The sequence below is a fragment of the Arthrobacter sp. 10T413_2 genome, from assembly GCF_056394205.1.
In genome coordinates, this window is record NZ_JBFTHK010000027.1 from 1 (window position 1) to 24,478 (window position 24,478).

General features: G+C 67.8%; 27 protein-coding genes and 1 tRNA gene. 10 read left to right on the plus strand and 18 right to left on the minus strand.

Translation table 11 applies throughout. From position 1 onward, the window contains the following. From AC1DBQ_RS06855 to AC1DBQ_RS06890, 8 genes are all read right to left on the minus strand, one after another. Positions 1-397: SDR family NAD(P)-dependent oxidoreductase (locus tag AC1DBQ_RS06855; RefSeq protein WP_476927793.1), on the minus strand; the 397-nt coding region annotated here is incomplete at its 3' end. 25 nt (positions 398-422) lie between these two features. Continuing rightward, positions 423-1,184, minus strand: a complete 762-nt coding sequence (locus AC1DBQ_RS06860; protein WP_476927794.1) for a hypothetical protein — start codon at positions 1,182-1,184, stop codon at positions 423-425. 145 nt (positions 1,185-1,329) lie between these two features. Further along, positions 1,330-1,674, minus strand: a complete 345-nt coding sequence (locus tag AC1DBQ_RS06865) for a GNAT family N-acetyltransferase (RefSeq protein ID WP_476927795.1) — start codon at positions 1,672-1,674, stop codon at positions 1,330-1,332. Then, positions 1,671-3,011 (minus strand): acyltransferase family protein, encoded by a 1,341-nt coding sequence (locus tag AC1DBQ_RS06870; protein WP_476927827.1) that lies wholly within the window; start codon positions 3,009-3,011, stop codon positions 1,671-1,673. The genes AC1DBQ_RS06865 and AC1DBQ_RS06870 overlap by 4 nt, the downstream gene beginning before the upstream one ends. Positions 3,012-3,180: 169 nt before the next feature. Continuing rightward, positions 3,181-4,065, minus strand: a complete 885-nt coding sequence (locus AC1DBQ_RS06875; protein ID WP_476927796.1) for a class II fructose-bisphosphate aldolase — start codon at positions 4,063-4,065, stop codon at positions 3,181-3,183. After that, a complete protein-coding gene (locus tag AC1DBQ_RS06880) occupies positions 4,065-5,531 on the minus strand; it encodes a GntP family transporter (RefSeq protein ID WP_476927797.1) in 1,467 nt (488 codons plus the stop codon). Before AC1DBQ_RS06880 ends, AC1DBQ_RS06875 begins: the two co-directional genes overlap by 1 nt. 112 nt (positions 5,532-5,643) lie before the next feature. Continuing rightward, the gene (locus tag AC1DBQ_RS06885) at positions 5,644-6,543 is read right to left on the minus strand and encodes an NAD(P)-dependent oxidoreductase (RefSeq protein WP_476927798.1); all 900 of its coding nucleotides are present in this window, start codon (positions 6,541-6,543) and stop codon (positions 5,644-5,646) included. 53 nt (positions 6,544-6,596) lie between these two features. Continuing rightward, the gene (locus tag AC1DBQ_RS06890) at positions 6,597-8,084 is read right to left on the minus strand and encodes a four-carbon acid sugar kinase family protein (protein ID WP_476927799.1); all 1,488 of its coding nucleotides are present in this window, start codon (positions 8,082-8,084) and stop codon (positions 6,597-6,599) included. 219 nt (positions 8,085-8,303) lie between these two features. On the opposite strand from AC1DBQ_RS06890, the gene AC1DBQ_RS06895 reads away from it, so the two are divergent. Continuing rightward, positions 8,304-9,014, plus strand: coding sequence for a FadR/GntR family transcriptional regulator (locus tag AC1DBQ_RS06895; RefSeq protein ID WP_476927800.1), 711 nt, complete (start codon positions 8,304-8,306; stop codon positions 9,012-9,014). A 65-nt stretch (positions 9,015-9,079) separates the two neighbouring features. Here the strand turns inward: AC1DBQ_RS06895 and AC1DBQ_RS06900 are convergent, their stop codons facing one another. Then, positions 9,080-9,337: a metal-sensitive transcriptional regulator gene (locus tag AC1DBQ_RS06900; RefSeq protein ID WP_476927801.1), complete on the minus strand. Its 258-nt coding sequence runs from the start codon at positions 9,335-9,337 to the stop codon at positions 9,080-9,082. Between the two features lie 177 nt (positions 9,338-9,514). Between AC1DBQ_RS06900 and AC1DBQ_RS06905 the strand changes: the two genes are divergently transcribed. The 5 genes from AC1DBQ_RS06905 to AC1DBQ_RS06925 all read left to right on the plus strand — a co-directional run bounded on the left by AC1DBQ_RS06905 (position 9,515) and on the right by AC1DBQ_RS06925 (position 12,842). Next, positions 9,515-10,447, plus strand: a complete 933-nt coding sequence (locus AC1DBQ_RS06905) for an SGNH/GDSL hydrolase family protein (RefSeq protein WP_476927802.1) — start codon at positions 9,515-9,517, stop codon at positions 10,445-10,447. Positions 10,448-10,499: 52 nt separating this feature from the next. Then, positions 10,500-10,709: a dodecin gene (locus AC1DBQ_RS06910; protein ID WP_476927803.1), complete on the plus strand. Its 210-nt coding sequence runs from the start codon at positions 10,500-10,502 to the stop codon at positions 10,707-10,709. Between the two features lie 98 nt (positions 10,710-10,807). Further along, entirely contained in the window at positions 10,808-11,779 is a 972-nt protein-coding gene (locus AC1DBQ_RS06915) for an aldo/keto reductase (protein ID WP_476927804.1), read from the plus strand. Positions 11,780-12,007: 228 nt separating this feature from the next. Then, the gene (locus AC1DBQ_RS06920; protein WP_091250134.1) at positions 12,008-12,271 is read left to right on the plus strand and encodes a GlsB/YeaQ/YmgE family stress response membrane protein; all 264 of its coding nucleotides are present in this window, start codon (positions 12,008-12,010) and stop codon (positions 12,269-12,271) included. A 178-nt stretch (positions 12,272-12,449) separates the two neighbouring features. Continuing rightward, positions 12,450-12,842 carry a hypothetical protein gene (locus AC1DBQ_RS06925; protein WP_476927805.1) on the plus strand — a complete coding sequence of 131 codons (393 nt, stop codon included), beginning with the start codon at positions 12,450-12,452 and terminating at the stop codon, positions 12,840-12,842. Between the two features lie 34 nt (positions 12,843-12,876). Here AC1DBQ_RS06925 and AC1DBQ_RS06930 read toward each other — a convergent pair whose 3' ends face one another. Further along, on the minus strand, positions 12,877-13,707 hold the full coding sequence (locus tag AC1DBQ_RS06930) for a putative protein N(5)-glutamine methyltransferase (protein ID WP_476927806.1): 831 nt from the start codon (positions 13,705-13,707) through the stop codon (positions 12,877-12,879). A 253-nt stretch (positions 13,708-13,960) separates the two neighbouring features. Between AC1DBQ_RS06930 and AC1DBQ_RS06935 the strand changes: the two genes are divergently transcribed. After that, complete coding sequence (locus tag AC1DBQ_RS06935) at positions 13,961-15,040, plus strand: lactonase family protein (protein WP_476927807.1); 1,080 nt, start codon at positions 13,961-13,963, stop codon at positions 15,038-15,040. Here AC1DBQ_RS06935 and AC1DBQ_RS06940 read toward each other — a convergent pair. The 4 genes from AC1DBQ_RS06940 to AC1DBQ_RS06955 form a co-directional block, all read right to left on the minus strand. After that, entirely contained in the window at positions 15,024-15,983 is a 960-nt protein-coding gene (locus AC1DBQ_RS06940; RefSeq protein WP_476927808.1) for a serine/threonine-protein kinase, read from the minus strand. The two genes, AC1DBQ_RS06935 and AC1DBQ_RS06940, sit on opposite strands and share 17 nt — an antisense overlap. Further along, positions 15,980-16,327 carry a hypothetical protein gene (locus tag AC1DBQ_RS06945; protein WP_476927809.1) on the minus strand — a complete coding sequence of 116 codons (348 nt, stop codon included), beginning with the start codon at positions 16,325-16,327 and terminating at the stop codon, positions 15,980-15,982. The genes AC1DBQ_RS06940 and AC1DBQ_RS06945 overlap by 4 nt, the downstream gene beginning before the upstream one ends. A 100-nt stretch (positions 16,328-16,427) precedes the next feature. Next, complete coding sequence (locus tag AC1DBQ_RS06950) at positions 16,428-16,931, minus strand: MarR family winged helix-turn-helix transcriptional regulator (RefSeq protein ID WP_476927810.1); 504 nt, start codon at positions 16,929-16,931, stop codon at positions 16,428-16,430. A gap of 177 nt (positions 16,932-17,108) precedes the next feature. Then, positions 17,109-17,181, minus strand: a tRNA-Lys gene (locus tag AC1DBQ_RS06955). A gap of 192 nt (positions 17,182-17,373) precedes the next feature. On the opposite strand from AC1DBQ_RS06955, the gene AC1DBQ_RS06960 reads away from it, so the two are divergent. From AC1DBQ_RS06960 to AC1DBQ_RS06970, 3 genes are all read left to right on the plus strand, one after another. Beyond that, entirely contained in the window at positions 17,374-18,027 is a 654-nt protein-coding gene (locus tag AC1DBQ_RS06960) for a hypothetical protein (RefSeq protein ID WP_476927811.1), read from the plus strand. Between the two features lie 426 nt (positions 18,028-18,453). Further along, positions 18,454-19,071, plus strand: a complete 618-nt coding sequence (locus AC1DBQ_RS06965) for a DUF47 domain-containing protein (protein ID WP_476927812.1) — start codon at positions 18,454-18,456, stop codon at positions 19,069-19,071. Between the two features lie 4 nt (positions 19,072-19,075). Then, positions 19,076-20,089: an inorganic phosphate transporter gene (locus AC1DBQ_RS06970; RefSeq protein WP_476927828.1), complete on the plus strand. Its 1,014-nt coding sequence runs from the start codon at positions 19,076-19,078 to the stop codon at positions 20,087-20,089. A gap of 77 nt (positions 20,090-20,166) precedes the next feature. On the opposite strand, the gene pstB is transcribed toward AC1DBQ_RS06970, so the two are convergent. The 4 genes from pstB to pstS all read right to left on the minus strand — a co-directional run bounded on the left by pstB (position 20,167) and on the right by pstS (position 24,358). Continuing rightward, the gene (pstB, locus tag AC1DBQ_RS06975) at positions 20,167-20,946 is read right to left on the minus strand and encodes a phosphate ABC transporter ATP-binding protein PstB (protein ID WP_476927813.1); all 780 of its coding nucleotides are present in this window, start codon (positions 20,944-20,946) and stop codon (positions 20,167-20,169) included. A 52-nt stretch (positions 20,947-20,998) separates the two neighbouring features. Continuing rightward, positions 20,999-22,108 (minus strand): phosphate ABC transporter permease PstA, encoded by a 1,110-nt coding sequence (pstA, locus tag AC1DBQ_RS06980; RefSeq protein ID WP_476927814.1) that lies wholly within the window; start codon positions 22,106-22,108, stop codon positions 20,999-21,001. Continuing rightward, on the minus strand, positions 22,109-23,041 hold the full coding sequence (gene pstC / locus AC1DBQ_RS06985) for a phosphate ABC transporter permease subunit PstC (protein ID WP_476927815.1): 933 nt from the start codon (positions 23,039-23,041) through the stop codon (positions 22,109-22,111). 195 nt (positions 23,042-23,236) lie between these two features. Next, positions 23,237-24,358 carry a phosphate ABC transporter substrate-binding protein PstS gene (gene pstS / locus AC1DBQ_RS06990; protein WP_476927816.1) on the minus strand — a complete coding sequence of 374 codons (1,122 nt, stop codon included), beginning with the start codon at positions 24,356-24,358 and terminating at the stop codon, positions 23,237-23,239. Positions 24,359-24,478: the final 120 nt, after the last annotated feature.

Genomic DNA, 24,478 nt, shown 5'->3' on the forward strand with positions numbered 1-24,478 from the left:
CCTGCAGGGCGGCATGAGTCAGCTCCATGGCGGTTTCAACATGAAGTTTCAGGTGCCGCTTCTCCTCGGCAATGTCGTTGTCCTCGAAGGACCGCAGCAACCCGATTCCCGCGTTGTTGACCAGGATTTCGACGGGCCGGGCGGGATCGGCGAGGCGCGCGACGACGGCGGCGATCCCGGCGTCGTCCGTCAGGTCCGCGGCGATCGTCTCCGCCGCGGACCCGTACCGGTTCTCCAGCTCCGCGGCAGTGGCGGCGAGGCGGCCGGCGTCGCGGGCCACGAGCACGACGCGGTGGCCCTGCTCAGCAAGCTGGCGGGCGAACTCGGCGCCGAGGCCCGCTGTTGCGCCCGTGATGAGAGCGGTGCTGCCCGGCGTGGAGGCTATGTGTGGGTTCATAGCGACAGCCTAGCCTCGTGCGGGCTCAGGCCAGGGCCGTATCCGGCGCCAGTTCTTCCTCCTCGGGGCCTTCCCCCTCCGTCAGGTGGCGGTTCTGGAGCTCTTCGGCCGCGAGCTCGTACCAGGTGTGCGCGCCAAATGACGGGCTGCTGGTGTCGAGGTGGCGGTAGAGGGCGTCCGCGAGGCGGCACAGCGCGGTGTCGGACAAGGCGCGGACCGTGGCGGCTGGATCGAGCGTGCCTTCGAAGTACTCCGAGAGCGCCAGCCCGTTGATGGTGCCCAAGTCATTGACTCCGCCGGTTTCCGCGGCCAGCGGGCTGTTGGCATCCCCCGGCCCGGAGTCGGGTCCGGAACCGAACCCGACATCSAGCAGTCCGGCCGGTTCGCTGTTGCCGGCCGAGACCGTGACAGGGCCCGGGCGGAAATCAGTCTCGAGTCCGKCGAGGACTTCGGCGTCGGGCCCCACATGCAGGAGGCAGATGGGCAGAACGGCCGGCTCGTCGAGGGTGAGTCGGAACGGCACGKGCGCGGCGGAGTCCCCGGCATCAGGGGCCGGCAAGGGTCCGCTATCCGCGAGCCGCCGAAGATCAAGCAGGACTTCCGGATCCAGATGGGAGGCGCCGTGGAGGTTGATCACCACCCCGGCTCCGGCTCCGAGGCGGCACGCGCGGCGCACGATATGCAGGAGCGCAGCGGAATCTGACTGGGTAACGCAGCCGGTGACTTCGAGGGTGACATGTGCGGGATCGACGTCCACACGGACAAGCACACGCAGTTTATGGTTCATGGGGTTCTCCAAAGGGACCTGTCCAAGAGCCAACTGCATAACTCTGCTCAAACCTTACGAGGTTGTTGTCCGGCTCACAAGCCGGGCCGGGCGCCCCTGGCAGTTCCTGGCCCCCCAACCGGCCTGCGCCCCCTGCCCGAGGGGGCTAAGCTCCTTCGGGTGCCCGTTCCGGCCAGTCCACGTACTGGTGGTACGTCTCATGCCTGCGCAGATAGCGGTACATGAACGGGCAATTGGGGATGATCCGCTTGCCGGAGGCCACCACGTCGTCGAGGGCGAAATGCGCCAGCACTTTCGCGAGCCCCTGGCCCTGGAACTGCGGTGACGTGTCCGTGTGGATGAAGTCGATGTGACCCGGCCGGTCGATGAAGCGCACCTGGACGGMGAGCTTGCCGCCGACGTGCAGCTCGTAGCGGTGCAGCTCGTCGTTCCGGGTGGTGGCAACGTCCGGGCTGAAGGGGTCTTCCGTGGCTGCCGAGTTCTCCGTCATGGTTCGACATTGGCACTTAATGGCGGGTGTGGCAATGGCGGTTCTGGTCCGCCGGACCGTTCAGCCGGCGTGATGAGCCGGGCCGGAATCCGTCCCAGCAGCACGACCGCGAGCGCGAAGCACCCGGCGCCGCCGCCCAGGAGCCCTAGCGTGAGCCCGTTGAGCGCCGCTTGGACCGCCGGAACAAAAACGGCGACGGCGGCCAGCAGCACCGCCGCCGCCGGGCGGCTCAGTGACGGGCCGGAGGACGTCGGCCGGTTCTCCAGCCGGCCGAACAGCACCACTACCGGCAGCAACAGCGCGATGACGGCCATCAGCACCAGCGGCCGCCCCCACCACCACGCCGCGGATCCGCCGGCCGGCTGGGGAAAATCTGTCAGCAGCAGCACCCCGGACATCGCCGCCAGAAGGGGCAGGTGCCACAGGTAGACCGTCATCGACCGCCTGCCSGCCGCGCCCACCAGCCGGCCCACCCAGGCCAGGGACGCGATCCGGGACAGCGCCGGCCGGAAAAGCTGGAGGGCGGCGGCTTGCGAAATGCCCAGGAGCACCAGCGTCAGATTGGGCGGGTTGAGGTTCACCAGCATGTTCCCGGAGTACAGCCCCAGCAGCACGAGCAGTCCCAGCAGCAGGTTGCTGGCGACGATGATGCCAAACAGTGCCGGCCGGCCCGGCTTCGGCCCCCGGTTGTCGGCCACGATGAATCCGAGCTGCTGGACGGCGCACCACACGAACACCATGTTGAGGTAGGCAAGTTGCGGCAGCACTCCCCGCAGGCAATCAACCGTCACCACCAGCGAGATGAGCCCGGTGAGGGTCAGCCAGGGCGCGCGGGCGTGCAGGCCCGCCAGCCAGGGAAGATTGAGTTGCGCGGCGAGGTACGCGGCGAGGAACCACAGCGGCGTTCCCGCGCCACTGGTGAGCAACTGGATGACCTCCGGGTCAACCCCTGAGAGCAGGGCCAGCGACAGAGCAGTGAACATGACGGCCAGCAKGACGGCAGCCGGACGGATCAGGCGCAGCATCCGGATCTGCATGAAATCGAAGGCAGTGCCGCCCCTGGCCCGGAGCCGCCGCCACGACTGCAGCCCGGTGATCCCGCCGGCCACGAAGAACAGCGGCATKATCTGGAGGACCCACACGACGGGTTCAAACCAGTGCTGGTTGCCCAGGGTGTTCTCGCTCGTCACCGTCCCGTCAGGGTGGAGGACGGGACTCACCATCATCGTGTGTCCGACCACGACCAGCGTCAGGCAGAAGAACCTGGCAAGGTCAATAACCGGGTCGTAGTCCGGCATCGGGGCCGGCCCGCCGGCTGCCCGCTGCTGTGGAACCATGGCGCCCCCTGGGAAGGCCTGCTGTGTTGCCTCCATTGTTGACCTTCKAGAGGCCTCACGCGAGGGGTCCTACGGCCCGGTTCCGCACCGGCGTCCAGGCGGTGCGGACCCGGCCGGAGACAACGGCGGGCAGCGGCGTCGCGCACGCCGCTGCCCGCTGCCGGCGCTCTCAGCGGGAGAGAGTCGCCAGGGCGGTGGCCGCGAAACCCCGGGCGGAGGCATCCCAGAGGCCGAGCAATGCCTGGAGGTTCTCGCCGTCGGCCCGGTGGGCGGCGGACTGTTCCTCGAGGACGGCCAGGACGCCGGTGCGCAGCTCGGTGTTGAAGTTGACCTTGCCCACGTTCATGGCCGCGGCCTTGACCAGTTCCGCCGCCGGGATGCCCGAGGCGCCATGCAGGACCAGCGGGATCCGGGTCCGCACGGCGATGTCCTGCAGCACGTCCCAGCGCAGCCGGGGCTCCCCCTTGTACTTTCCATGGACGTTGCCCACGGCCACGGCGAGCAGCTGCGCCCCCGTGCGGGCCACGAAGTCCTCCACCTGGGCGGAGTCGGTGAGGCCGGAGGGGTCCTCCCCTKATGCGCTACCCGCGCCGTCTCCGGTGCCGGTACCGAAGGCCCGGTCCTCGTCGCCGGCCAGTCCGCCGAGTTCTGCTTCAATGACGACGTCGGCATTGCCCTGCGCGGCGAGGTCAGCACGGACGCCGCGGACCAGGGCGATGTTCTCCTCGTAGGGCAGCGAGGATCCGTCGACCAGCACCGAGTCGGCGCCCGCGGCGACGGCGTCTCCGATCACCTGGGGATCGGAGGCGTGGTCCAGCTGCACCGCGATCGGTACTCCGGCGGCGTCAGCGAGCCCGCGGAGGGCGGCGATCAGYCGCAGCCCGTTGGGCGTGGCCGCGGTCTTCGGCGCGACAAGCAGGATGGCGCCCCGGCCGGCCTCCTCGGCCGCCCGCACAACGGCGAGCGCGGTGGTGAAGTCGTAGCACGTGAACGCCGGCACGGCCGAGCCCTGCTGCAGGGCGGCACTGACCAGGGCGTCGAGTCGGGTACGCATCAGGCGCTCAGGCCTCCCACCAGCATCCAGGCCACGAACGTCAGGGCGAACCCTGCCAGTCCCAGCACGGTGGTGAGCACGGTCCAGGTCCTGAGGCCGTCGGCGACGGTCAGGCCGTAGTACCGCACCACCACCCAGAAGCCGGCGTCGGTCACGTGGGACAGGCCGAGGGCGCCGAAGCCGATGGCGATCACGATCACGGCAATCTGGGCCGGGGTGTAGCCCCCGCCGGCGACGGCGGAGGAGAGCAGGCCGGCCGTGGTGACGATCGCGACCGTGGCCGAGCCCTGGGCGGCGCGGAGGGCAAGCGAGATGATGAAGCCGAGCAGCAGCAGCGGCACCCCGAGGGTKTCGAGGGAGTCGGAGAGCGCCGTCCCGATGCCGCTGACCTGCAGGACGCTGCCGAAGACGCCGCCGGCGGCGACCACCATGAGGATGGAGGCGATCGGGGGCAGGGCGCCTTCGAAGATTTCTCCGGTTTCCGTCAGCGACCACCGGCGGCGGACGGCCAGGAGGAAGAAGCAGAGTGCCACGGCGACGAGGAGGGCGAAGACGGGGTTGCCGACGAAGGCAGAGACGCCGTACCAGAAGTTGTTCTTGTCGATCACGAGGGTGCCGACGGTGCCGAGGAGGATCAGCACGATGGGGGTGGCGATGAGGAAGATGATCAGTCCGGGGCGGGGCGCGGCCATGGCTTTGCTGCCCGGGCCCTCGTGGCCGACGCGGACCAGGGAATMGGAGCCGAACTCGTCCACCTGGGCTTTGACGGTGGGCAGCAGATCGTAGTTCTTGCGGTTCATGATGGACGCAACCCAGTAGGACAGGAAGCCGAGCGGGACACAGATCGTCAGCGAGATCAGGGCGATCAGTCCGATGTCKGCGCCGAGCACGCCGGCACCGGCCACAATGCCCGGGTGCGGCGGCACGGCCACGTGGATGGCCAGCATGATGCCGGCCATGGGCAGGCCGAACTTGACCGGGTGGACGTTGGCGATCTTGGCGAACGCGTAGACGATCGGCACCAGCACGATGATGCCGACCTCGAAGAACAYCGGAATCGCGACGAGGAAGCCCACGGCGGTGAGGGCCACGGCCACGCGCCGGGCGCCGAGCTTGGCGGTGAAGTGGTCGGCGAGGGACTGCACGCCGCCGGAGATTTCGATCATGCGCCCCAGGATGGCGCCGAGGGCGATGAGGAGCGCGACCTTGCCCATGGTGCTCCCCACCCCGTTGGCCACCACGGTGAAGACGTCTTTGAGCGGGATCTGCGCGGCGACGGCCACCAGGATGCTGACGGTCAGCAGGGCCACGAAGGCCTGGATCTTGAAGCGGATGATCATGATCAGCAGCAGGGCGACGCCGGCAGCCGCGATGGTCAGCAGCAGCGGAGTTCCCAGCTGCACGGCCGGCTTGATGACGGGCGCGTCGGCCGCGCGCACCATCAGGAAATTGAGCAGGGGGGTCATGGGGGGTGTCTCCTTTGACAGGAAGGTCGTCGATACGTCGTCGGGAAAAGTGGCGGGGAGGGGGCCGGCGACGGCGGAGGGGATCCGCCCTCGCCGGCTGTTGAAGAGCTGTCTAGGCGGTGCGCTTGCTGGGTGCGACGACCTTGATGACGGCGGAGTCATCAGCGGCGGCGAGGCCCTGGGCCTGACCGAGGAGGTAGAGCTGCTCCGCGGCGGCGGCCACCGGGGCGGCGAGCCCGGCGGCGCGGGTGGCCTTGCCGACAATCCCCATGTCCTTGACGAAGATGTCCAGGCGGCTGAGAACCTCGGCGCCGTCCTCGGTGTAGGCCTCCAGGATGCGCGGGCCGCGGTTGGAGAGCATGAAGGAGCCCGCCGCGCCGGCTTCGAGGGCGGCGAGGGTCTTGCCCTGGTCCAGGCCCAGGKCGTCTGCCAGCGCCATTGCCTCGGCAGCGGCGGCGATGTGGACGCCGCAGAGCAGCTGGTTGACGGTTTTGAGGGCCTGGCCGTCGCCGGGCTTCTCACCCACCACGGTCAGGGTGGAGGCGAGGAGTTCAAGGACGGGGCGGGCGGTTTCGAGGGCGGCCGGCTCGGCGCCGACGACGATCAGGAGGTCGCCTTCGCCGGCACGCTTCGGGCCGCCGGACAGCGGTGCGTCAACCAGCGCCACGCCGTACTCGGCGAGGCGGGCAACGGTGGCCGGGATGGCTTCGGTGCCCACGGTGCTGCCAAGGATCACGACGGCGCCCGGCTTCAGCACGGCGGCCACGCCGTGCTCGCCGAAGAGGACGTCGTCCAGCTGTTCGCCGTTGCGCACCGCCAGCAGCAGGGCGTCGGCGCCCTCGGCGGCTTCACGGGCGGAGCCGAAGGTGCGGACCCCGGCTTCCTGGGCGAGCGCGAGGCGGGGCTCGGCGATGTCGAAGCCGTGGACGGTCAGACGGGTGGCGAGGCGCGCGGCCATGGGCAGTCCCATGGCACCCAGGCCTAGAACGGTGACTTTGTAATCGGTGGTCATGATCTTCTCCATTGAAAGTGAAGCGGGGAATGAGGCGGAAGGAAAGCGGGGGTTCAGAAGGTGCTGCTGAGCTTGCGGGTGACCCGGGCCAGGGACTGGTCGTCCCCGACGTTGCCGGCGAAGACGATGTACGGGATGCCCTTGGCCGGGCCGTCCATCGGCTCCCAGAGACTCACGATGCCCGGCAGCATGGGTCCGCGGACGATTGCGTGGCGGATTTCCAGGCCGTGCGCGGCGACGTCCGAGGACGTGATGCCGCCCTTGGCGATCACGAAGCGGGGCGGGAAGGTCTTGAGGGCGCGGTTCACCACGGCGACGACGGCGGCGGAGACGGTGCGGGCGATCCGCAGGCTTTCGGCGGCGTCGGAGGTCTTGATCAGCAGCCGGCTGGTGTGGACGATCACGTCGCCGGCGCGGAGGGCAGCKACCACCGTGCCGACCGTTTCGTCGAGGTACGCCCCCGCGGTGTCGCCGAGCAGCTGTTCGACGTCGATCTCCACGATCCGCGCCGCGCTGTGCTGCTCGGTGAGTGCGTTGAGCTGGCGGGTGGTGACGCCGACATGGGAGCCGACGACGATCAGGCCGCCGGCTTCCGACGGCGTGTTGCCGGCATATGCTTCGTCGCCGCTGAGTTCGGTGCGGATTTCCTGGCCGATCCGTGCCCGGACAAAGGGCGGCCCTACGCGGTAGAGCAGTTTCTTGCCGCGGCGCTCTGCTTCTTCCAGACCCAGGGCCAGTGCGCGGAGATCGTTTTCGGTGACGATGTCCGCCACGATCGGCGTGGAGTCCGTGGCCGGCGCGATGGCATCGGCAATGGCCTTGGCGGAGATCAGCGGATCATTTGAGGCCCGGATGATGTCCAGATCCAGCACGATCACCGAACCCGCGGGGAACCKGCCCTTCGACTTTTCCTCGACGTACTTGGCCATCTCCGAATTGGCGAAACCGAAGCTGGCGTCCCGGGCGAATTCGGTTTCGKCCACGGGGGTGAGCTGTCCGGCGTCCTCGCCCGTGCCGCGCATGAAGTGCACGCCGCCGATGGTCACGCGGCCGGCATCGGGGAACGCGGGAACAATCACGACGCCGTCCGTCGTCTCGCCGTTGACGGCGGTGACGGTGGCGGCGATGACGTCGGGTTCGAGCGGGTAGTGGCCACGGAGGGTGGAATCGCTGCGGCTGACGAAGCTGAGCCGCAGCGCCGGGTCCGCCGATGCGGCGGCCGCGAGGGCGTTCCGGACGATCTCCTCGTTGCGGGAGGCCGCCTCTGCCGGGTCAAGGCTGCGGGTGTTGGTCAGCACGTAGACCGCGCGCTGGCGCTGGCCGTTGACTTCGTAGCCGAACGCCCAGGCGAAGTCGGCCACGTCCCAACGCGTGAGAACCGGGAGGTTCGCCACGGACTGGGTGCCGGTGGGGTCGTCGTCGAGCACTACCAGGACGCGGGGGGATGCCTCGGACGAGGCCGCCACGCTGTCCGCCACTAGCCGGGCGGGGATCTGTACTTCCGCGGGGAAAGCGGCCAGCACGTCTGCTTCGAGGGGCACTATGCACTCCATTGTGTGGGGATCTATCGGTCAAAAGCTAGGGCCCGTGAGGGACCCGTAGGTAGAACTAAATGTAAGATGTCAGACATCTTATTTCCGAGTGCTAGTGTGGCATATGGCACAACGACGCGCAAGTAGACTTGGCCATCAGGGAACATGCCATGAGTMAAAAACATGAGGCAGAGCTTCAGGCAAAGCGGAGTCGCTGGACGGGGAGAATTGGCTAGGAAATCGCTGGTCGGCGTAGTGGCCGATGAACTGCTGGACCGGATCATTGCCGGCGAATTTCCGCCCGGCGCGAGCGTCCCCGGCGAACTGGAGCTCAGCTCGCGGCACGAGGTCAGCCGAATGACCGTGCGCGAGGCCATGAAGACCCTCGAAGCCCAGCGGATTCTGAGCGTGGAACGCGGCCGGGGCACATTCGTGAATCCGGTGAACCGCTGGGGCTCGCTGGACGCTGTGCTGCGGGCGGCCTCAGAAGGCACCAACGACGCCTCCGCCGCCATTCAGCTCATCGAGCTGCGCCGGATGCTGGAGACGGGCGCCTGCGAGCTGGCCGCCGGACGGATGGCGGATTCGGACATCCAGACCCTCCGCGCGCACGTGGAAAAGATGCGGCTGGCGCACGAGCGCAACGACCTGGCGGCCTTCGTGGAGGCGGACCTGGCCTTCCACGACCTCATCCTGCAGGCGTCGGACAACGTCTTCGTCGCCGTGTTGTTCGAGCCGCTGCACCGCGTCCTGGAGAAGCGGCGGACGGAAACGTCCAAGGTGCCGGACATCCAGAAGCATGCAATCGGACACCACCAGAACATCGCGGATGCCCTCGCCTCACGGGACCCGCACCGCGCCCGCGATGCCATGGACGCGCACATGCAGCAGACCCTGGATGACCTGAAGACCTATGTCCTGGGCGACGGAACCGCCTGACACCGACATGCCAGCCGGGCGGGGCAGGCCCGGCGGGCCACAGCGGACGCGCCCGGTGGAAGCGCTCAGGCGAGCGAGAGGAAGAGCTTCTCCAGTTCGGCCCGGTCCAGGCTGGGGTCCTCCTGTTGCATGCACTGCTGCAGGCCCGTGGCGATGATGGAGAATCCGGCTTTGTCCAGGGCGCTCGAAACGGCAGCCAGCTGGGTCACGACGMTCTTGCAGTCACGGCCCTCCTCGATCATCCGAGTGACCGCGGCAAGCTGGCCCTGGGCGCGGCGAAGCCGGTTGATGACAGGCTTCATGTCTGTGGGATCGAGTTCCATTTGTTCCTCCGGGTTCGATGCGTCAGCTTTAATATCATACCCCCCTGAGTATTTGGACGACCTCGTCGCCGCGACGGCGACGCAGGCTCCGGAGCGGACATGGGAGCGTCTCCACGACGCGTCGCTAGGGGCATAAGTACCTTGTGCGGCATGCATTATCGGCGTATTGCTGGTGATGTGAACGCCGCCAGGTTCCCCGAGCCGGACGCCGGCCATACCGGCGCCAACACCCCCTCCCCGGGGCCATGGCCGCCGGGGAACCAGGGCTCCGCACGGGGGCAGTACGGTGTCTGGCATTCACAGCCGTGGAGCCGGTACGTCGCCCTGGGGGATTCATTCACGGCAGGCGTCGGCGACCCGGAACCGCTGAGCCCCGGCGGCATGCGCGGGTGGGCCGACCGCATTGCCGAAGAACTCGGCGAGGGTCGCGATTTCGGCTACGCCAACCTGGCCATCAGCGGCCTGGTCCTGCGCGACATCCTTGACCAGCAGCTCGGGCCGGCCTTGAACCTGAAGCCGGACCTCGTGACCCTTTCGGCCGGCGGAAACGATCTCGTGTTCCATCGCGGCGATCCGGACCGGATGGCCGCCGCCCTTGACGATGCCGTGGCCGCGCTCTCGGCCACCGGGGCKACGGTGGTCCTGTTTACCGGCCCGGACTGGGGCGAGACGCCCGTGTTTGGGCACATCCGCGGCAAGGTCGCGGTGTTCAACGAGAATATCCGCGTCATCGCCGCCCGGCACAACGGGGTCATCGCCGACCTGTGGGCGCTGCGGCAACTGAGCGATCCGCGGATGTGGGACCCTGACCGCCTTCACTTTTCGCCGCTGGGACACCACACCATTGCCGCCATGGTCCTGGACACGCTCAGCGTGCCGCACCGCCTGCGGCCGCTGGAACCCAAGCCCATGCCGCCCGGCAACTGGYGGGAAACCCGGGCCGGAGACCTCGCCTGGGTGGCGCACTACATGCTGCCCTGGATGGTGAGCCGGATCAGGCCGCGGGCCGACCCCCTGCCCCGCCAGGCCAAGCGCCCGCTGCCGGGGCCGCCCCCCGGGTCCCGGAGCCCGGGCCCCGCACCCCTAGTCCGGCCGGGTTCCGTGGGCTAGTCTGCAGGAACGGCCCACAGCCGGGCATCGATGGCGATCACGAGGAGCGAAGTTGTCTAATCACACCTACAGCATTTCTGAAATTGTCGGAACCTCGAGCGAGGGTGTCGATGCGGCCGTCCGGAACGGCATTGCCGAGGCCGCCAAGACTCTGCGGAACCTTGACTGGTTCGAAGTAAAGGAAATCCGCGGCCACCTTGAGAACGGTCAGGTCKCCGACTGGCAGGTCACCATCAAGCTCGGGTTCCGCCTGGAGCGCTGACCCCCGCTTCGGAGCGGCAGCGGCGCGCACCGGGCCGCCTTCGGAGCCAACCCGCAACGCGTCAGGGCGGAGGAGGTCAGGACGGAGAGGAACGCTTCATGCGCTATACGCATCTGGGCCGCTCCGGCCTGACAGTCTCGCGCCTGTGCCTGGGCACCATGAACTTCGGCCCGCAGACCGGGGAGGCGGAGGCTTTCGCCATCCTGGACACCGCGCAGGCAGCCGGCATCAATTTCGTCGATACCGCCAATGTGTACGGCGGGTCGAGCCACCGCGGCTGGACCGAGGAAATCCTCGGCCGCTGGTTTGCCCAGGGCGGCGAGCGCCGTGAGCGCACGGTGCTCGCCACCAAGCTGTTCGGCACCATGACGGACAGGCCCAACGAGTCCAAGCTCTCGGCCCTCCACATCCGCCGGGCGCTCGACGCCAGTCTGAAACGGCTGCAGACGGACTACATCGATCTCTACCAGTTCCATMACGTGGACCGGAACACGCCGTGGGAGGAGATCTGGCAGGCCGTCGAGGTCGCCGTGCAGCAAGGCAAAATCCTGTACAGCGGCAGCAGCAACTTCGCCGGCTGGCACATTGCCCGCGCGCAGGAAACAGCGGCACGCCGCAACTACAACGGGCTGGTCAGTGAGCAGTCGATCTACAACCTGCTGACCCGGGACGTGGAACGGGAAGTCATTCCTGCCGCGCAGCAGTACGGCCTGGGGCTCCTGCCGTGGTCGCCGCTGCACGGCGGCCTGCTGGGCGRGGTGCTGAAGAAGGAGCGCGACGGCGTCCGCCGCAACGCCGGTCGTGCCCACGAGGCACTCAAGGCACACCAGAAACAGATCCGACGCTACGAGGACTTTGCCGACGAACTGGGCCAGGAGCCTGGCGATGTGGCGCTCGCGTGGCTGCTCCACCAGCCGGCAGTCACCGCTCCGATTATCGGTCCGCGCACGCTCGAGCACCTCGAAGGTGCCATCCGGGCGCAGAAATTGAAGCTCGACGCCGACGCGCTCAAGCGCCTCGACGAGATCTTCCCGGGACACCGCACGGCACCCGAAGACTACGCGTGGTAGGCCGCGGCAGCCTCCGGGCACCCTGTCGGCAATAAAACAATTTCCGAACCCGGGATGAATCCCCCGTGAACCTTACGGCCATTTTCAGCCGTTTTCCCTGTCCGCCGGCGAAGTCTGCGGGGAGCCGGGTGGCTCTTTTATACTAAGCATGATTAGTATTGGGGCAGAAGGATGAAGCGCACCCGGCGATCCGGGTGCCTCCTCAATGAAAGAAGAAGGAACGATAAAATGGGTTTTTTCGCATTTCTGATTCTGGGCCTCATCGCCGGCGCAATCGCTAAGGCAATCCTCCCGGGACGTCAGGGCGGTGGCATCGTGATCACCCTGATCCTGGGCGTCGTCGGCGCTCTTCTGGGCGGATTCATCGGCAGTGCACTGTTCGGTGTTGGCATCAACGAGTTCTTCTCGCTGTCGACCTGGCTGCTGGCCATCGGCGGTGCGATCATCGTCCTGCTCGTTTACGGCATGATCAGCAAGCGTTCAGTCCGCTAACGCGGAAACTGACCGGAAACCGGTCCCGGGTGATCCCCGGGGCCGGTTTTTTCGCACCATTTCGGCCGGACGCATCGGCGTCACGACCGCACATTTCGGCGGCACGGCCATTTCCCGGGAACCTCCACTTCTTCACGCACGACTTTTCACATACGTCCCTAAGGAACAGGAGTACAGCATGAAGGGCAAACTTCTTTTCGGCGCCGGACTGGCCGCAGGCTACGTTCTGGGCTCGCGGTCCGGCCGCGAAGCCTACGAAAAGCTCAAGTCCCGGACCACCGACCTCTGGCACAGCAAGCCGGTCCAGGACAAGCTCACGGCGGCAGCCGAGACGGTCAAGGACAAAGCCCCCGAGGTCTCCGGACAGCTCACCGAGGCAGCCCGCCGCGCAGGGACGGTCCTTGGCTCAGCCATCCACCRCGACGCCGGCCCGGAAACGTCAGTGCCGGCGGCCGCCGATATCCAATCCGACCCTGCGCTCACTGACCAGGACGGACAGGACTGGTCGGATGAAGGCGGCGCCACCCCTGCCGGTCCCGCCACCAGCGTCCAGGCGGACAAGCTGTCCTAGGCAGCTGCAGCGCCCCGCCAGGAGAGCACCGCCCTCAAGCGGGAGGCGCCAGAGTACCGGCCACCACGGTAGCGCCGAGCTCCTMAGAGCCCAGCACCCGGGCCGTCAGGCCGTGGCGGCGAAAGATCCCCGCCGTCTGCGCGGCCTGCCGGCGGCTGGTCTCGATAAGCACGTGGCCGCCGGGCGCCAGCCATTGGAGAGCCCCGGCGGCCACCCTGCGCTGCACGTGAAGCCCGTCGGCACCGCCGTCCAGGCAGGCCCGCGGCTCGTGCAGGCGCGCCTCCTGGGGCATGGTTTCGATCTCCGCTGATGGCACATAGGGGGCGTTGACCGCTAACACCCGGACGCGGCCCCGGAGTCCTGCCGGGAGCGGAGCATAGAGATCGCCMTCGTAGACCTCCCCGCCCAGCGGCCCGACGTTGGTGCGTGCACACGCCACGGCTGCGGGGTCGATGTCGGCGCAGTGGAGTTCGAGTGGGCCGCCGAGCGCCGAAAGCGCGGCTCCGACGGCGCCGGAACCGCAGCAGAGATCGATCACCACGGGTGCCGGGCGCGCCGCCCCGTGCGGTTCCAGGCGCCATGCGGTCAAGAGCGCGACGGCCTCCCGGACGAGGAATTCCGTCCGGCGCCGCGGGACGAACACCCCGGGGCCGACGGCGATGCGGAGTCCGCAGAATTCGGCCCAGCCGAGAACGTGTTCCAGGGGCAGGCCGGCTAGCCTCCGGCGTGCCATCGCTTCGAGTGCTTCAGGCGTCGGAGCTGCCTCGAGGAGCAGGCGGGCTTCMTCCTCGGCRAAAACACAGCCGGCGGCCCGGAGCCTGGCTGTGAGGGTGCTGTGCGGGGAACGGTGGCGGAGTACTGGCATTGGAGCGCCTTTCGGTCTGATGTCAGACGCCCTCACCGTGAGCTAGCCGCGGCCGGCAGGCCGGCAGCACCAGGAGGGCACCCTGTCTGGACTTGTGAAAACGGGACCCACCTCCTCTTGCTGCACTTGCTCGAACTCCCCCATGCTACCCAAGGACAGACCGTCGCGCGGTGATTAATCCGGCGGCATTGAGTCCGGGGTTTGTGACGGCGGTTGACCGCGGCTTMCCGGTMCGGGCTGGCAGGATGTCACCATGGACTCCTTCCCGGCACACGACCTCATCTGGACCGGCTCTTACACGGCGGACTCCGGCGGCAGCGGCCCGGGGATCGGCGCAGTGGCCGCGGCGGAGGACGGCGCCCTGCGCTGGCTGGGTGTTGCGGCGGCGGCCGACTCTCCGTCCTTCCTGGCCGCCCACCCCTCCCTTCCTGTGGTCTACGCCGTTGCCGAGCACGCCCGGACGGTCAGGGCCTACCGCAGGGCCGGCGCGTTCGGCTTGGAGCCGGCCGGCCCGGCGTGGCCGGCCGGCGACGCGGCCTGCCATGTCGCCGTCGAGCCCTCCGGCCGCTTCCTGGTGGTCTGCTGCTGGGGCGACGGCCAGGTGCTGTACTACGAGCTCGACGCCGACGGCGGGATCATGGACCGGGCCGCCGCCGCGGAGTCCCAAGACCCTTATCGAGACGCTTCCGGAGGTGCACAGCGGCCCAGCCGCGCCCATGCCGCGCTCATGCTTGCAGATGGCCGGGTGATGACCACGGACCTCGGTCACGACCTCCTGCGGATCTGGAACGTCCACCCCGGGCCGGTGCCCGGGCTGGTTCTGGACCACGAGGTCGTCCTGCCGCAGGGCAGCGGCCCCAGGCACCTGGTTCAGCACCCGGGCGGCCCTGTCTTTGTGGTAACCGAGTATTCAATTGAGGTGGCCGTGGCGGCAATGTCGCCGGGTTCGGGCGACTTCCGGCTCGGCTTCGTTGGACCGGCCACGGCCGGCGGGGCGCTGCCGGGAGATTCCGCGGCCGAAATCGCGCTGGCGCCCGACGCCGGGCACGCCTACGTGGGGGTGCGCGGCTCGAACCGGATCAGTGCGCTGGAGGTGGAGGCTGGCGGCGCGGCGCTGCGCCCGGTGGCCGATGTGCCCAGTGGCGGAGACTGGCCCCGCCATCACCTGGTCCGCAACGGATGGCTGCACGTGGCCCACGAACGGTCCAGCGACGTCGTGACCTATCCATTGGACCCGGAAACCGGGCTGCCGGGCTCCCCCTCGGACCGGCTGCGCGTGGCGTCACCCACCGCGCTGGTGCCGGCCTGGGCCCGGGTCACGCCACGGAACTGAGCGGCCGGCGCCGGGAAGCGTGAGGAGTCGTCCTCCACCCGCCGGCGAACAGCCCGGCGGCGTAGTCCCGAAGCGGCGGTACAGGCCGCTGCACCATGGCGGCGGCCTCGGCGGAAGCCTCTTCGGCCGAGGGCCGGTCAGCGGCCTCCATTGCCGTCATGGCCGCCAGGAGCGACACCCAGCGCGGTCCCAGTCCCTGCGGAATTACGGGCCCCCTCAAGGTGCGCGCCACCAGCGACTCCACATGCGTCCCCGGAAATGCMCTGGCCGCCGTCAGACACTCCAGGAGAACCAGGCCCAGGGCATAGACGTCCGTCGCCGGATCAGCCGGGCCCCCGTTGGCCTGCTGCGGGCTCATGTAGTGCACGGTGCCGGACGACATTCCCGGCTCGAGCACGGTTCCCGCGGGGGCGGCAATGCCGAAGTCCGCAATCCGTACCGGGGACCTGCGCAGGGAACTCAGCAGAATGTTGGCAGGCTTGATGTCCTGGTGGACAAGTCCGCGCGCATGCACGTGGCCAAGCCCGGACAGGGCCGCCGCGGCCCAGCCGGCGATTTCCCCGGGGTCCCCCGGGCCTGTGTGGATCCGTTCCGCCAGATTGCCGCMAAAGGCGAATTCCTCCACAAGGAAGGGGCGGCCGGCCCAGGGGCTTCCGTCCGGAACGCGGCCCTCACCTGCGAACGCAACCACGGCCGGATGGTCCAGCCCGGACAGGGTGCGGGCTTCTTCATGGATCCTTCGCGCGTGCCGGCCGTCGGGTCCCTCGGCCACCTTGACGGCCACGGGGCGCTGGTTCGCGAGGTCAGTTCCGCGGAAAACGGTGGCGGTGGCTCCCCTGCCCAGGAGTTCGTGGATCAGGAAGGAGGCCGGCTCGCCCGTGTCCCGGCGTGCCGGAAGAACGCTGCCCGCGAGCACCGGACGGGCCGCCGCCGGAGCGGTCACCGGCTGTGCCAGTAGGCCGCGGCAAGCGATGCGGCACGCTGGTCGACGCCGTCCAGCTGGAAACCGCAGCGGCAACGCCACAGGGCGGGGAGGGCCGCGGAGTGGCCGGCGGGCTCGAACGAGTAGGAGGCCATCGCACCCGGTTCCGGGGATCGCCATTCCATGGGTGTTCCGCAGTGCCGGGGGGCCTGGCTGTCCGTCACCCGGGGCCGAACCATGTCCGGCATCCTCATCTCCGGCAACCTCATCTCCTGCAGCGCCAGATCCGCGTCGGCCAGGGCCACATGCCCGGCAGACAGGGAACCGTCGCCGGCTCCCCCGTTGGGAGTTGCGGATTCAGTCACGACGCCTACTCTCATTCGATGGTGAGGAACAAGTAGTAAGCATACATATAACTAGTCCAACTAACTAGTTTGGTGTACTAATTTTCGCCAGGCGGAGGGGCTAGGGATGGTGCCGCTCTTCGCTGATGGCCGAGCTCATCCGGCGTAGGAACGTGATGACAACGCGGGCGTCTTCAGCGCTCATGGACTCGGCAACTTCCATCATCCGGCGGTGCATCTGCCCAAGGGTGGCGCGGACCTCGGAGTCCGTCGCGACCGTCGGCACAATCACGAGCGAGCGACGGTCCGTGGGGTGCGGCTCGCGCCGGACATGTCCGCTGGCAACCAGCCGGTCGATCAGTGAGGTGGTGGACGCGGTGGTGATCCCCAGGACGCGGCTGAGATCCTTGGGGCCGACCCGCCCGCCGGTGGACTTGGCACGCAGCAGGTAGCGCAGGGCCAGGAGGTCGGTCTCGCCCATACCCATCGAGTCGCGGGTGGACCGCCGGGTCGCCACCTCCGAGGCCCTGTAGTCGCGGAGGGCCTGCAGGATGGCCGCGGGGGGATCCAGCCTGTCGTCGGGGCCATACCAATATCCGGAGGCCGGCATGCCGTGGGAGTCCATCCGGCAATCCTAGCGGAACTGGTAACTAGCCTGCCGTACAATTCCGGCTGCCTCGACAAGGTGCCGGACCCCGAAGCCCTTCCTGCCCTGGCGGGCGCGTCCGGGGCTACGCACGAAAAAATCCCCGGCCTCCTGTTGCCAGGAAACCGGGGATTTTCCACTCTTCACGAGAAAGAGTGGGCCCTGTGGGGATCGAACCCACGACCCACGGATTAAAAGTCCGATGCTCTACCAACTGAGCTAAAGGCCCCAACCAAAAGCGCCCGAGCCAGCGGACAAATCCGTAGCTGCGGCGCATTTCGGCCCAGTCCATTTCTGGACGATTAATACTGTACCCCAGACCCGGGCCGGCTTTTCACCTTGGCGGGACCGGCGTCGGCCGTCACCGGGGGGCCGCCGGCCGATCCTCGATTACCCGGCGGCACTGGAGTAGCGTGGTGGCATGAGCGAGCAAGCAGGATCCAGCGCCCCCGGCCCGCGGCACCACAAGCCGAAACCTTTCGCGCCGATCGATTTTGAACCGTTCGCCGGCGGGGCCGATCCCGCCCGCGTTTCGGAGGCAGCCCATCTGGCCGCCCAAGCGCTCGTGCGCCGCGGCCGCGACAGCGATGACCCCAAGGTCACCAAGCGGCTCGTGAAACTCGCCGACGAGCAGGGCCTGGAAGCGATCGCCGAAATGTGGGCCGAGAGCCCCGCACGCTCACTCCCCGGCGCCCTGTGGCGCCTGTATGCCCTGCGGGCCGCCACCATCCAGGATCCCGAACGGATTTCCGTGTACTTCAAGGCGGGAAAGGACACGGCCCAGGTGTCCCATGTGGTGGCCGGCGCTGCCGAACCGCCGGGAGCGGACGAGATGAAATCCATGGCGGACGCCATCCTCTCCGGAGCGTTCGACGGCGACTTTGACGTCGCGCTGGAACGCTCCGCCGCGTTCTGCCGCGTTGTGGCTCTGGGCCAGGCAACCCTGGCCGACGGMGCCGAGCACAGCAACGAGAACCATGCCAGCAAGCTCACCCGCAACTCCCATCTCCTGGTCAAGACGGCGGAGGACCTCGAACACGCCGCCAACGCGTGGCKGCTCGGCGAGCTGGACTAGAGTGCGGCCGGCCGGGCCTGGCTGCGGTGCGCCCGCGGACCGAGTTCCGGCGCCGCGACGGGCACGCATGGCGGGGGCAGACTGTCAATGTTGACTTGATTGAACCTACGTAGAAAACTAAAAGCGGTGCCGAACCGCGAAACCCCCGGGCTTCAACATTTAGCCGCCTAGAGCGGCCTACCGCCGAGAGGCGTATCCGGTTCGGCACCATTTTTATGCCCTGTTGACTGCGGCATCGCCTGCGGTTCTTTCTGCGCATTTGGGTGGGGCCCTGACTGAGGCATTGCCTGCGCGGTAATAGKCCGCGTCCCGCCGCTGCGGGCCGGACGCGGACGGTAAAGTGATGCGTATGCGCTGGTCATCGTCAAGTCACACGGCCCGCCGACTCCACCCGCGAACCTCTCCCCGGAAGACCGGTGACACCAAGTGAAGCTGCGCATGTTCCCGCAGGAGACCGCCGGGCTGAACCTGCTCTCCCAAATGGCGCGCCAGATCGTGCTGGCAACCGGAACCCTCTCGKAGATCCTGGGAGTCCCGGCCAGTGAGCATGCCCGGCTCGTGGAGGACATGCACAACCATGAGGCCAAATCGGTGGAGCTGCACTTTGCCCTCCTGACCCACATGCGGACCAGTTTCGTGAACCCGCTTCCCCGCGAGGACATGTACGCGCTGTCCCGGTACCTCAACGAKGMCATCGAAAAGCTCGACGCCGCCGCCGAGCTCGTCTCCCTCTACAAGTTGGAACGGCTGCCCAAACGCGCCGCGGACCAGCTGGAAATCATCAGMCGGCAGGCCGAACTCACCGTCGAGGCCATGCGGCAGCTGAACAATCTGGATGACCTCGAGGACTACTGGATCGAGATCCTGCGCCTGGCCAAGCKCGCTGAACGCACGCACCGGGTCTGGGTTGCGGACATGCTCCGCGAGATGAAGTCAACGCAGTACGCGCGCAACCGCGACATCGCGAACCAGCTCGTGGAAGTCACGAGGGACATGCGCCGGATCGCCACCCAGGTAGGCAGCATCATCGTCAAGGAATCCTGACGTGATGGTCTTCTTCTTTGCCCTGGTGCTGATCTGCGCCGGGGTGTTTGCGTTCCTCAACGGCTTCAGGGACGCGTCCTCGTCGGTGGCCCTGGCCGTGCGGACACGGGCGCTGACCCCCACCGTGGCGGTCCTGCTGGCTGCCCTGTTCAACTTCATCGGGGCCGGGCTGAGCGCGGCCCTGGCGCTGGCCGCCAGCCAGGCGTGGTTGTCGCTGCCGTCCGGCACGAACGGCCTCACGATCCTCCTGGCCGCGCTGCTCAGCGCCATCGTGTGGGGCCTCTACATGTGGTGGCGCGGCATCCCGACCTCATCCACGCACGCCCTGGTCGGCGGGCTTGCCGGGGCCKGGATCGCGAGCGTCGCCGTCGGCGGTCATCCCGTCACCGGCGTGGACGCTTCCCTCGCGTATCAGGTGGTTCTCCCGCTGCTGCTCTCGCCGGTGATCGCGTATGTCGGGGCGTACCTGCTGGTCTGKCCCGCCACCTGGGCCGCCCGCTACACGCCGCCCAACGTCGTTAACACCCGGTCCCGGGGTGCCCAGGCTGTCGCCGCCGGCGCCGTTGCCTTCGGCCACGGGTTGCAGGACGGCCAGCGCACCAGCGCTGTGGTGATCCTTGCGCTGCTGGCGGCCGGGCTCTCCGACGGCGGTTCCGTGCCGGTGTGGGTGGCGGTGCTGACCGCGGTCCTGCTGTCGGCCGGAACGCTGGCCGGGGGCTGGCGGATTTCCTACACGATCGGCTACCGGCTGACCCGGATCGACCCCCTGCGCGGATTTGTGGCGCAGATGTACAGCTCGGTGATGCTGCTGGTGGGGGCGATCGGGCTGCACTGGCCCGTCTCCACGACGCACACAGTGACGTCGGCAACCCTTGGCGTCGGCGCCAACCAGAGCTTCCCGGGCACCAACCGCAAGCTCGTGATCCGCATCCTGGCGCTCTGGGTCCTGACCCCGGCTGCCACCGCCGCGGCCGCGTTCGTCCTTCAGCTGGCGCTCTCGCCGCTGGCCGGGCTGTAGGTCTCCTCGATTGCTCCGCAGGTGCCCTTTTGAGGGCTCAAAACGGCACCTGCGGAGCAATCGACGAGCAGGTTGGTCTATCCGAAGCGGCCGGAGACGTAGTCCTCGGTGGCCTTCTCGGTGGGGTTGCTGAAGATGGTCGGGGTGTCGCCGAACTCGATCAGCTTGCCCGGCTTGCCKGTACCGGCAATGTTGAAGAATGCCGTCTTGTCGGACACGCGGGCCGCCTGCTGCATGTTGTGCGTCACGRTCACCACCGTGTACTGGTCCTTGAGCTCGTTGATGAGGTCCTCAATGGCKAGCGTCGAGATCGGGTCCAGGGCCGAGCAGGGCTCKTCCATGAGGATCACCTGGGGCTCCACAGCGATGGCKCGGGCAATGCACAGGCGCTGCTGCTGGCCGCCGGACAGGCCCGAGCCGGGCTTGGACAAGCGGTCCTTGACCTCGTTCCACAGATTCGCGCCCTGCAGGGAACGTTCCACCAGAACGTCGGCCTCGCCCTTGGAGATCTTCTKGTTGTTCAGCTTCACKCCGGCMAGCACGTTGTCCCGGATGGACATGGTGGGGAACGGGTTGGGGCGCTGGAACACCATGCCGATCTGGGAGCGGACCGTGACCGGGTCAACGCCGGGGCCGTACAGGTTGTCGCCGTCCAGCAGCACCTCGCCTTCAACCCGCGCACCGGGAATGACCTCGTGCATGCGGTTCAGGGTGCGCAGGAAGGTGGACTTGCCGCAGCCCGAGGGGCCGATGAAGGCCGTGACCGATTTGGCGTCGATGTTGATGTTGACGTCTTCGACGGCCAGGAATTTGCCGTAGTAGACGTTCAGGTCCTTGACGTCGATGCGCTTAGACATGGTGTTMCTTCACTTGCTGGAGGTATTGACGGCGGGCGCGGCGGGCGCTGGCCTAGCGGCCGGTCTTGGGGGCGAAAAGGCTTGCAACCAGGCGGGCGCCCAGATTGAGCAGCATCACCAGGATGATGAGCACCAAGGCCGCGCCCCAGGCCCGCTGGGAGGACGGGTCCGGGTTGGACGGTGAGGTGGGGTTCAGGATCTGGGTGTAGATGAAGGTGGGCAGCGAGGCCATCCAGCCGCTGAACACGTTGGTGTTGATGGTGGTTGCGAAGCCAGCGGTGACCAGGATCGGCGCGGTTTCGCCGATTACGCGGGCGATCGCGAGGGTGATGCCGGATGCGATGCCGGAGATCGCCGTCGGAAGGACCACCTTGAGGATGGTCCGCCATTTGCGGACGCCAAGAGCATAGGCTGCCTCGCGGAGCTCGTTGGGAACAATCTTGAGCATCTCCTCGCTGGAGCGGACCACCACGGGGATCATCAGCACGGAGAGTGCGACGGCGGCGACGGCACCGGTCTTGGTGCCCGGGCCGACCACGGCGAAGAAGGCGGCCGCGGCGAACAGGCCGGCGACAATCGAGGGGATGCCGGTCATGACGTMCACGAAGAAGGTGATGGCACGGGCCAGCGCGCGGTCCTGGCCGTATTCCACGAGATATATCGCGGTCAGCAGGCCCACCGGGACCGAGATGAGGGTCGCGAGCACCGTGATCAGCAAGGTGCCCACGATCGCGTGGTAGATGCCGCCCAGCAACGGGGCGCCTTGCTCCACGGTCTTGTTGTCGAAGGCGCCGGTAACGCCGTTCATGGAGGTGGTGAGGAAGCCGGGATCCAGGAGCCCGGGGAGCCCGTTCACCAGCACGGTCCAGATGACCGATACCAGGGGCAGCAGGGCAATCAGGAAGGAACCCACGACGAGGCAGGTCGCCAGCTTATCCTTGGCCTTGCGCGAGCCCTCCACGACGAGGCTCCAGCCCACCAGGCCGGCGGCGAAGAGGATGGCGGAGACGAGTCCCCAGCCGAAKGCGTTGAATCCGATCAGCGCCAGGATAGCGGCGCCGAGGATTAAGGCAACGGCCAGGACGATATAGGGTGCCGTCTTGGGCAGCTGGCCTTTGGTGAGGGCCGAGCGCTTCCGGACCGGGGTCAGGGTGGAGGTCATCTAGTTGGCTCCCGAGAATTCTTTGTGCCGGCTAATGATGCCGMGGGCGATCACATTCACGCCGAGGGTAATGACGAACAGCACCAGGCCGGCGGCGATCAGCGTGTTGACCTTGAGCCCGCTGGCCTCGGGGAAGTTCAGGGCGATTTCGGCGGCGATGGTCTGGTTTCCGGTCTGGATCAGGCTGGCGGTGAGGGCGCCGGAGGAAAGGACCAGCGCGACGGCCATGGTCTCTCCCAGGGCCCGGCCCAGTCCCAGCATCACGGCGCTGATGATTCCGGGCCGGCCGAAGGGCAGCACGGTCATCCGGATCATCTCCCAGCGGGTGGCGCCGAGTGCCAGCGCGGCCTCTTCATGCAGCTTGGGGGTCTGCAGGAAGATCTCGCGGGTCAGGKAGGTKATGATCGGCAGGACCATGACGGCGAGCACGATTCCAGCGGTGAGGATGGTCTTGCCGGTGGCGGAGGCAGGGCCCTGGAAGATCGGCAGCCAGCCCATGTTCTTGGCCAGCCAGTCGTAGGACGGGGAGATTTCCTTGGCGAGGAACGCAACGCCCCAGGMGCCGTAGACCACGGAGGGGATGGCGGCGAGCAGGTCGACCACGTAGCCGAGGCCGGAGGCGAGGTTGCGCGGGGCGAAGTGCGAGATGAAGAGCGCCACACCGATGGCGAGCGGGGTGGCAATCACCAGGGCGATCACGGCGGCGATGAGGGTGCCGATGACGAGCGRCCAGATATAGGTGAAGAATCCTTCGCCGCCTTGGATCTGGTCGGCCGGGGCCACGAGGGCCGGGATCGCCTGGACGACCAGGAACAGTGCCACGCCGAAGAGCACGGCGAGGATCAGACACCCTGCCGCCAAGGTGGCGGCGGAAAAGACTTTGTCACCGGTGTGGCCTGCGCCCCGGGACTTGGTCAGGGAGGTGGTGGTCACTTCATGGTCCTTCGGTTTGGGTGGGAATCCGGGCTACGGCTGCGGACGCCTCCGCGCCGGGGTCCGGCAAATCTTGGTGCTTCGAACAAATGCGTCGGTTCCCTGCCCCGTCGCGGCCGYCGGTGGCGGCCGTTTCGGAACAGGGAACCTTCGTCAGGCTGGTGCTTCCACTATGCCTTTGGGTGCAGCGTTTCCCTAGGCCTTGCCCTTGACTGCCTCGAGGGCCGTCTTGACCTTGCCCTGGAGGGCCGCGGAGAGCGGTGCCGACTTGGCGGAATCGGCGGCGGCCTTCTGGCCGGCGTCGGACGCTGCGTAGTTCACAAACGCCTTGACGAGGTCGGCGGTGGCCTGCGTGTCATAGGTGGTGCAGACGATGTGGTAGGACACCAGGACGATCGGGTAGGCGCCCGCAACCGTAGTGGTGCGGTCCAGCTTGATGGCGAGGTCGTTGGCGCTGCGGCCCTCGACCGGCTTGCCCTGGTCGACTGCCTTGGAAGCAGCCTCGGGGGAGATCTTCGTGAAGGAGTCGCCGACCTTCACCTGCGCGGTGCCGAGTTTGCCGCTGACAGCGGAGTCGTCGGCGTAGGTCACGGCACCCGGGGTGTCGGTGACGGTCTTGACGACGCCGGACGTGCCCTTGGCGTTCTCGCCCTTCAGGCTCGCGGGCCAGACGCCGGCGGCCTTGTCGGTCCAGACCTCGGGGGCGACGGCGGCCAGGTAGTCGGTGAAGTTCGTGGTGGTGCCGGAGTCATCCGAACGGTTCACCGGGGTGACCTTGAGGTCCGGCAGCTGGACGCCCGGGTTCAGGGCCGCGATAGCGGGGTCGTTCCAGTTGGCCACCTGGCCGCGGAAGATCTTGGCAATGGTGGTGGCGTCGAGCTTCAGGTCCGTGATGCCCGGCAGGTTGAACGCCACGGCGATCGGGGAAATGTAGACGGGGATGTCGATGGCTCCGTCGGGACCGCACTTGGTCTTGGAGCTGGCGAGCTCGTCGTCTTTGAGGTAGGCATCGGAGCCGGCGAACTGGGCCGAGCCGTCGAGGATCGCCTTGCGTCCGGCGCCGGAACCGTCCGGGGAGTACTGCACGGTGGCACCCGGGTTCGCGGAGGCGAAGTTGGTCTTCCAGACATCCATGGCCGCGCCCTGGGCGGTGGAGCCGACGCCGGTCAGGGTGCCGGTGACAGCGGGACCCGAGGCGGACGGCGCGGCGGACGTAGCCGTGTTGGTTGCGTTGTCCGAACCGCAAGCGGTCAGCGCGAGTGCGCCGACGGCGATAACAGCGATAGCCGCGTTGCGGCCGAAGCGGAGTGCCTTCACTTAGATGTACCCCTTCCAGGGCTTTGCGTGCCGGGCCGGAGAAGACCCGCAAGGATGCGTACGGTTTGTACCTTTACCGAAGGTAGGTCGCCCAGATGAAGAGAATTGCGGTCCAAGGTG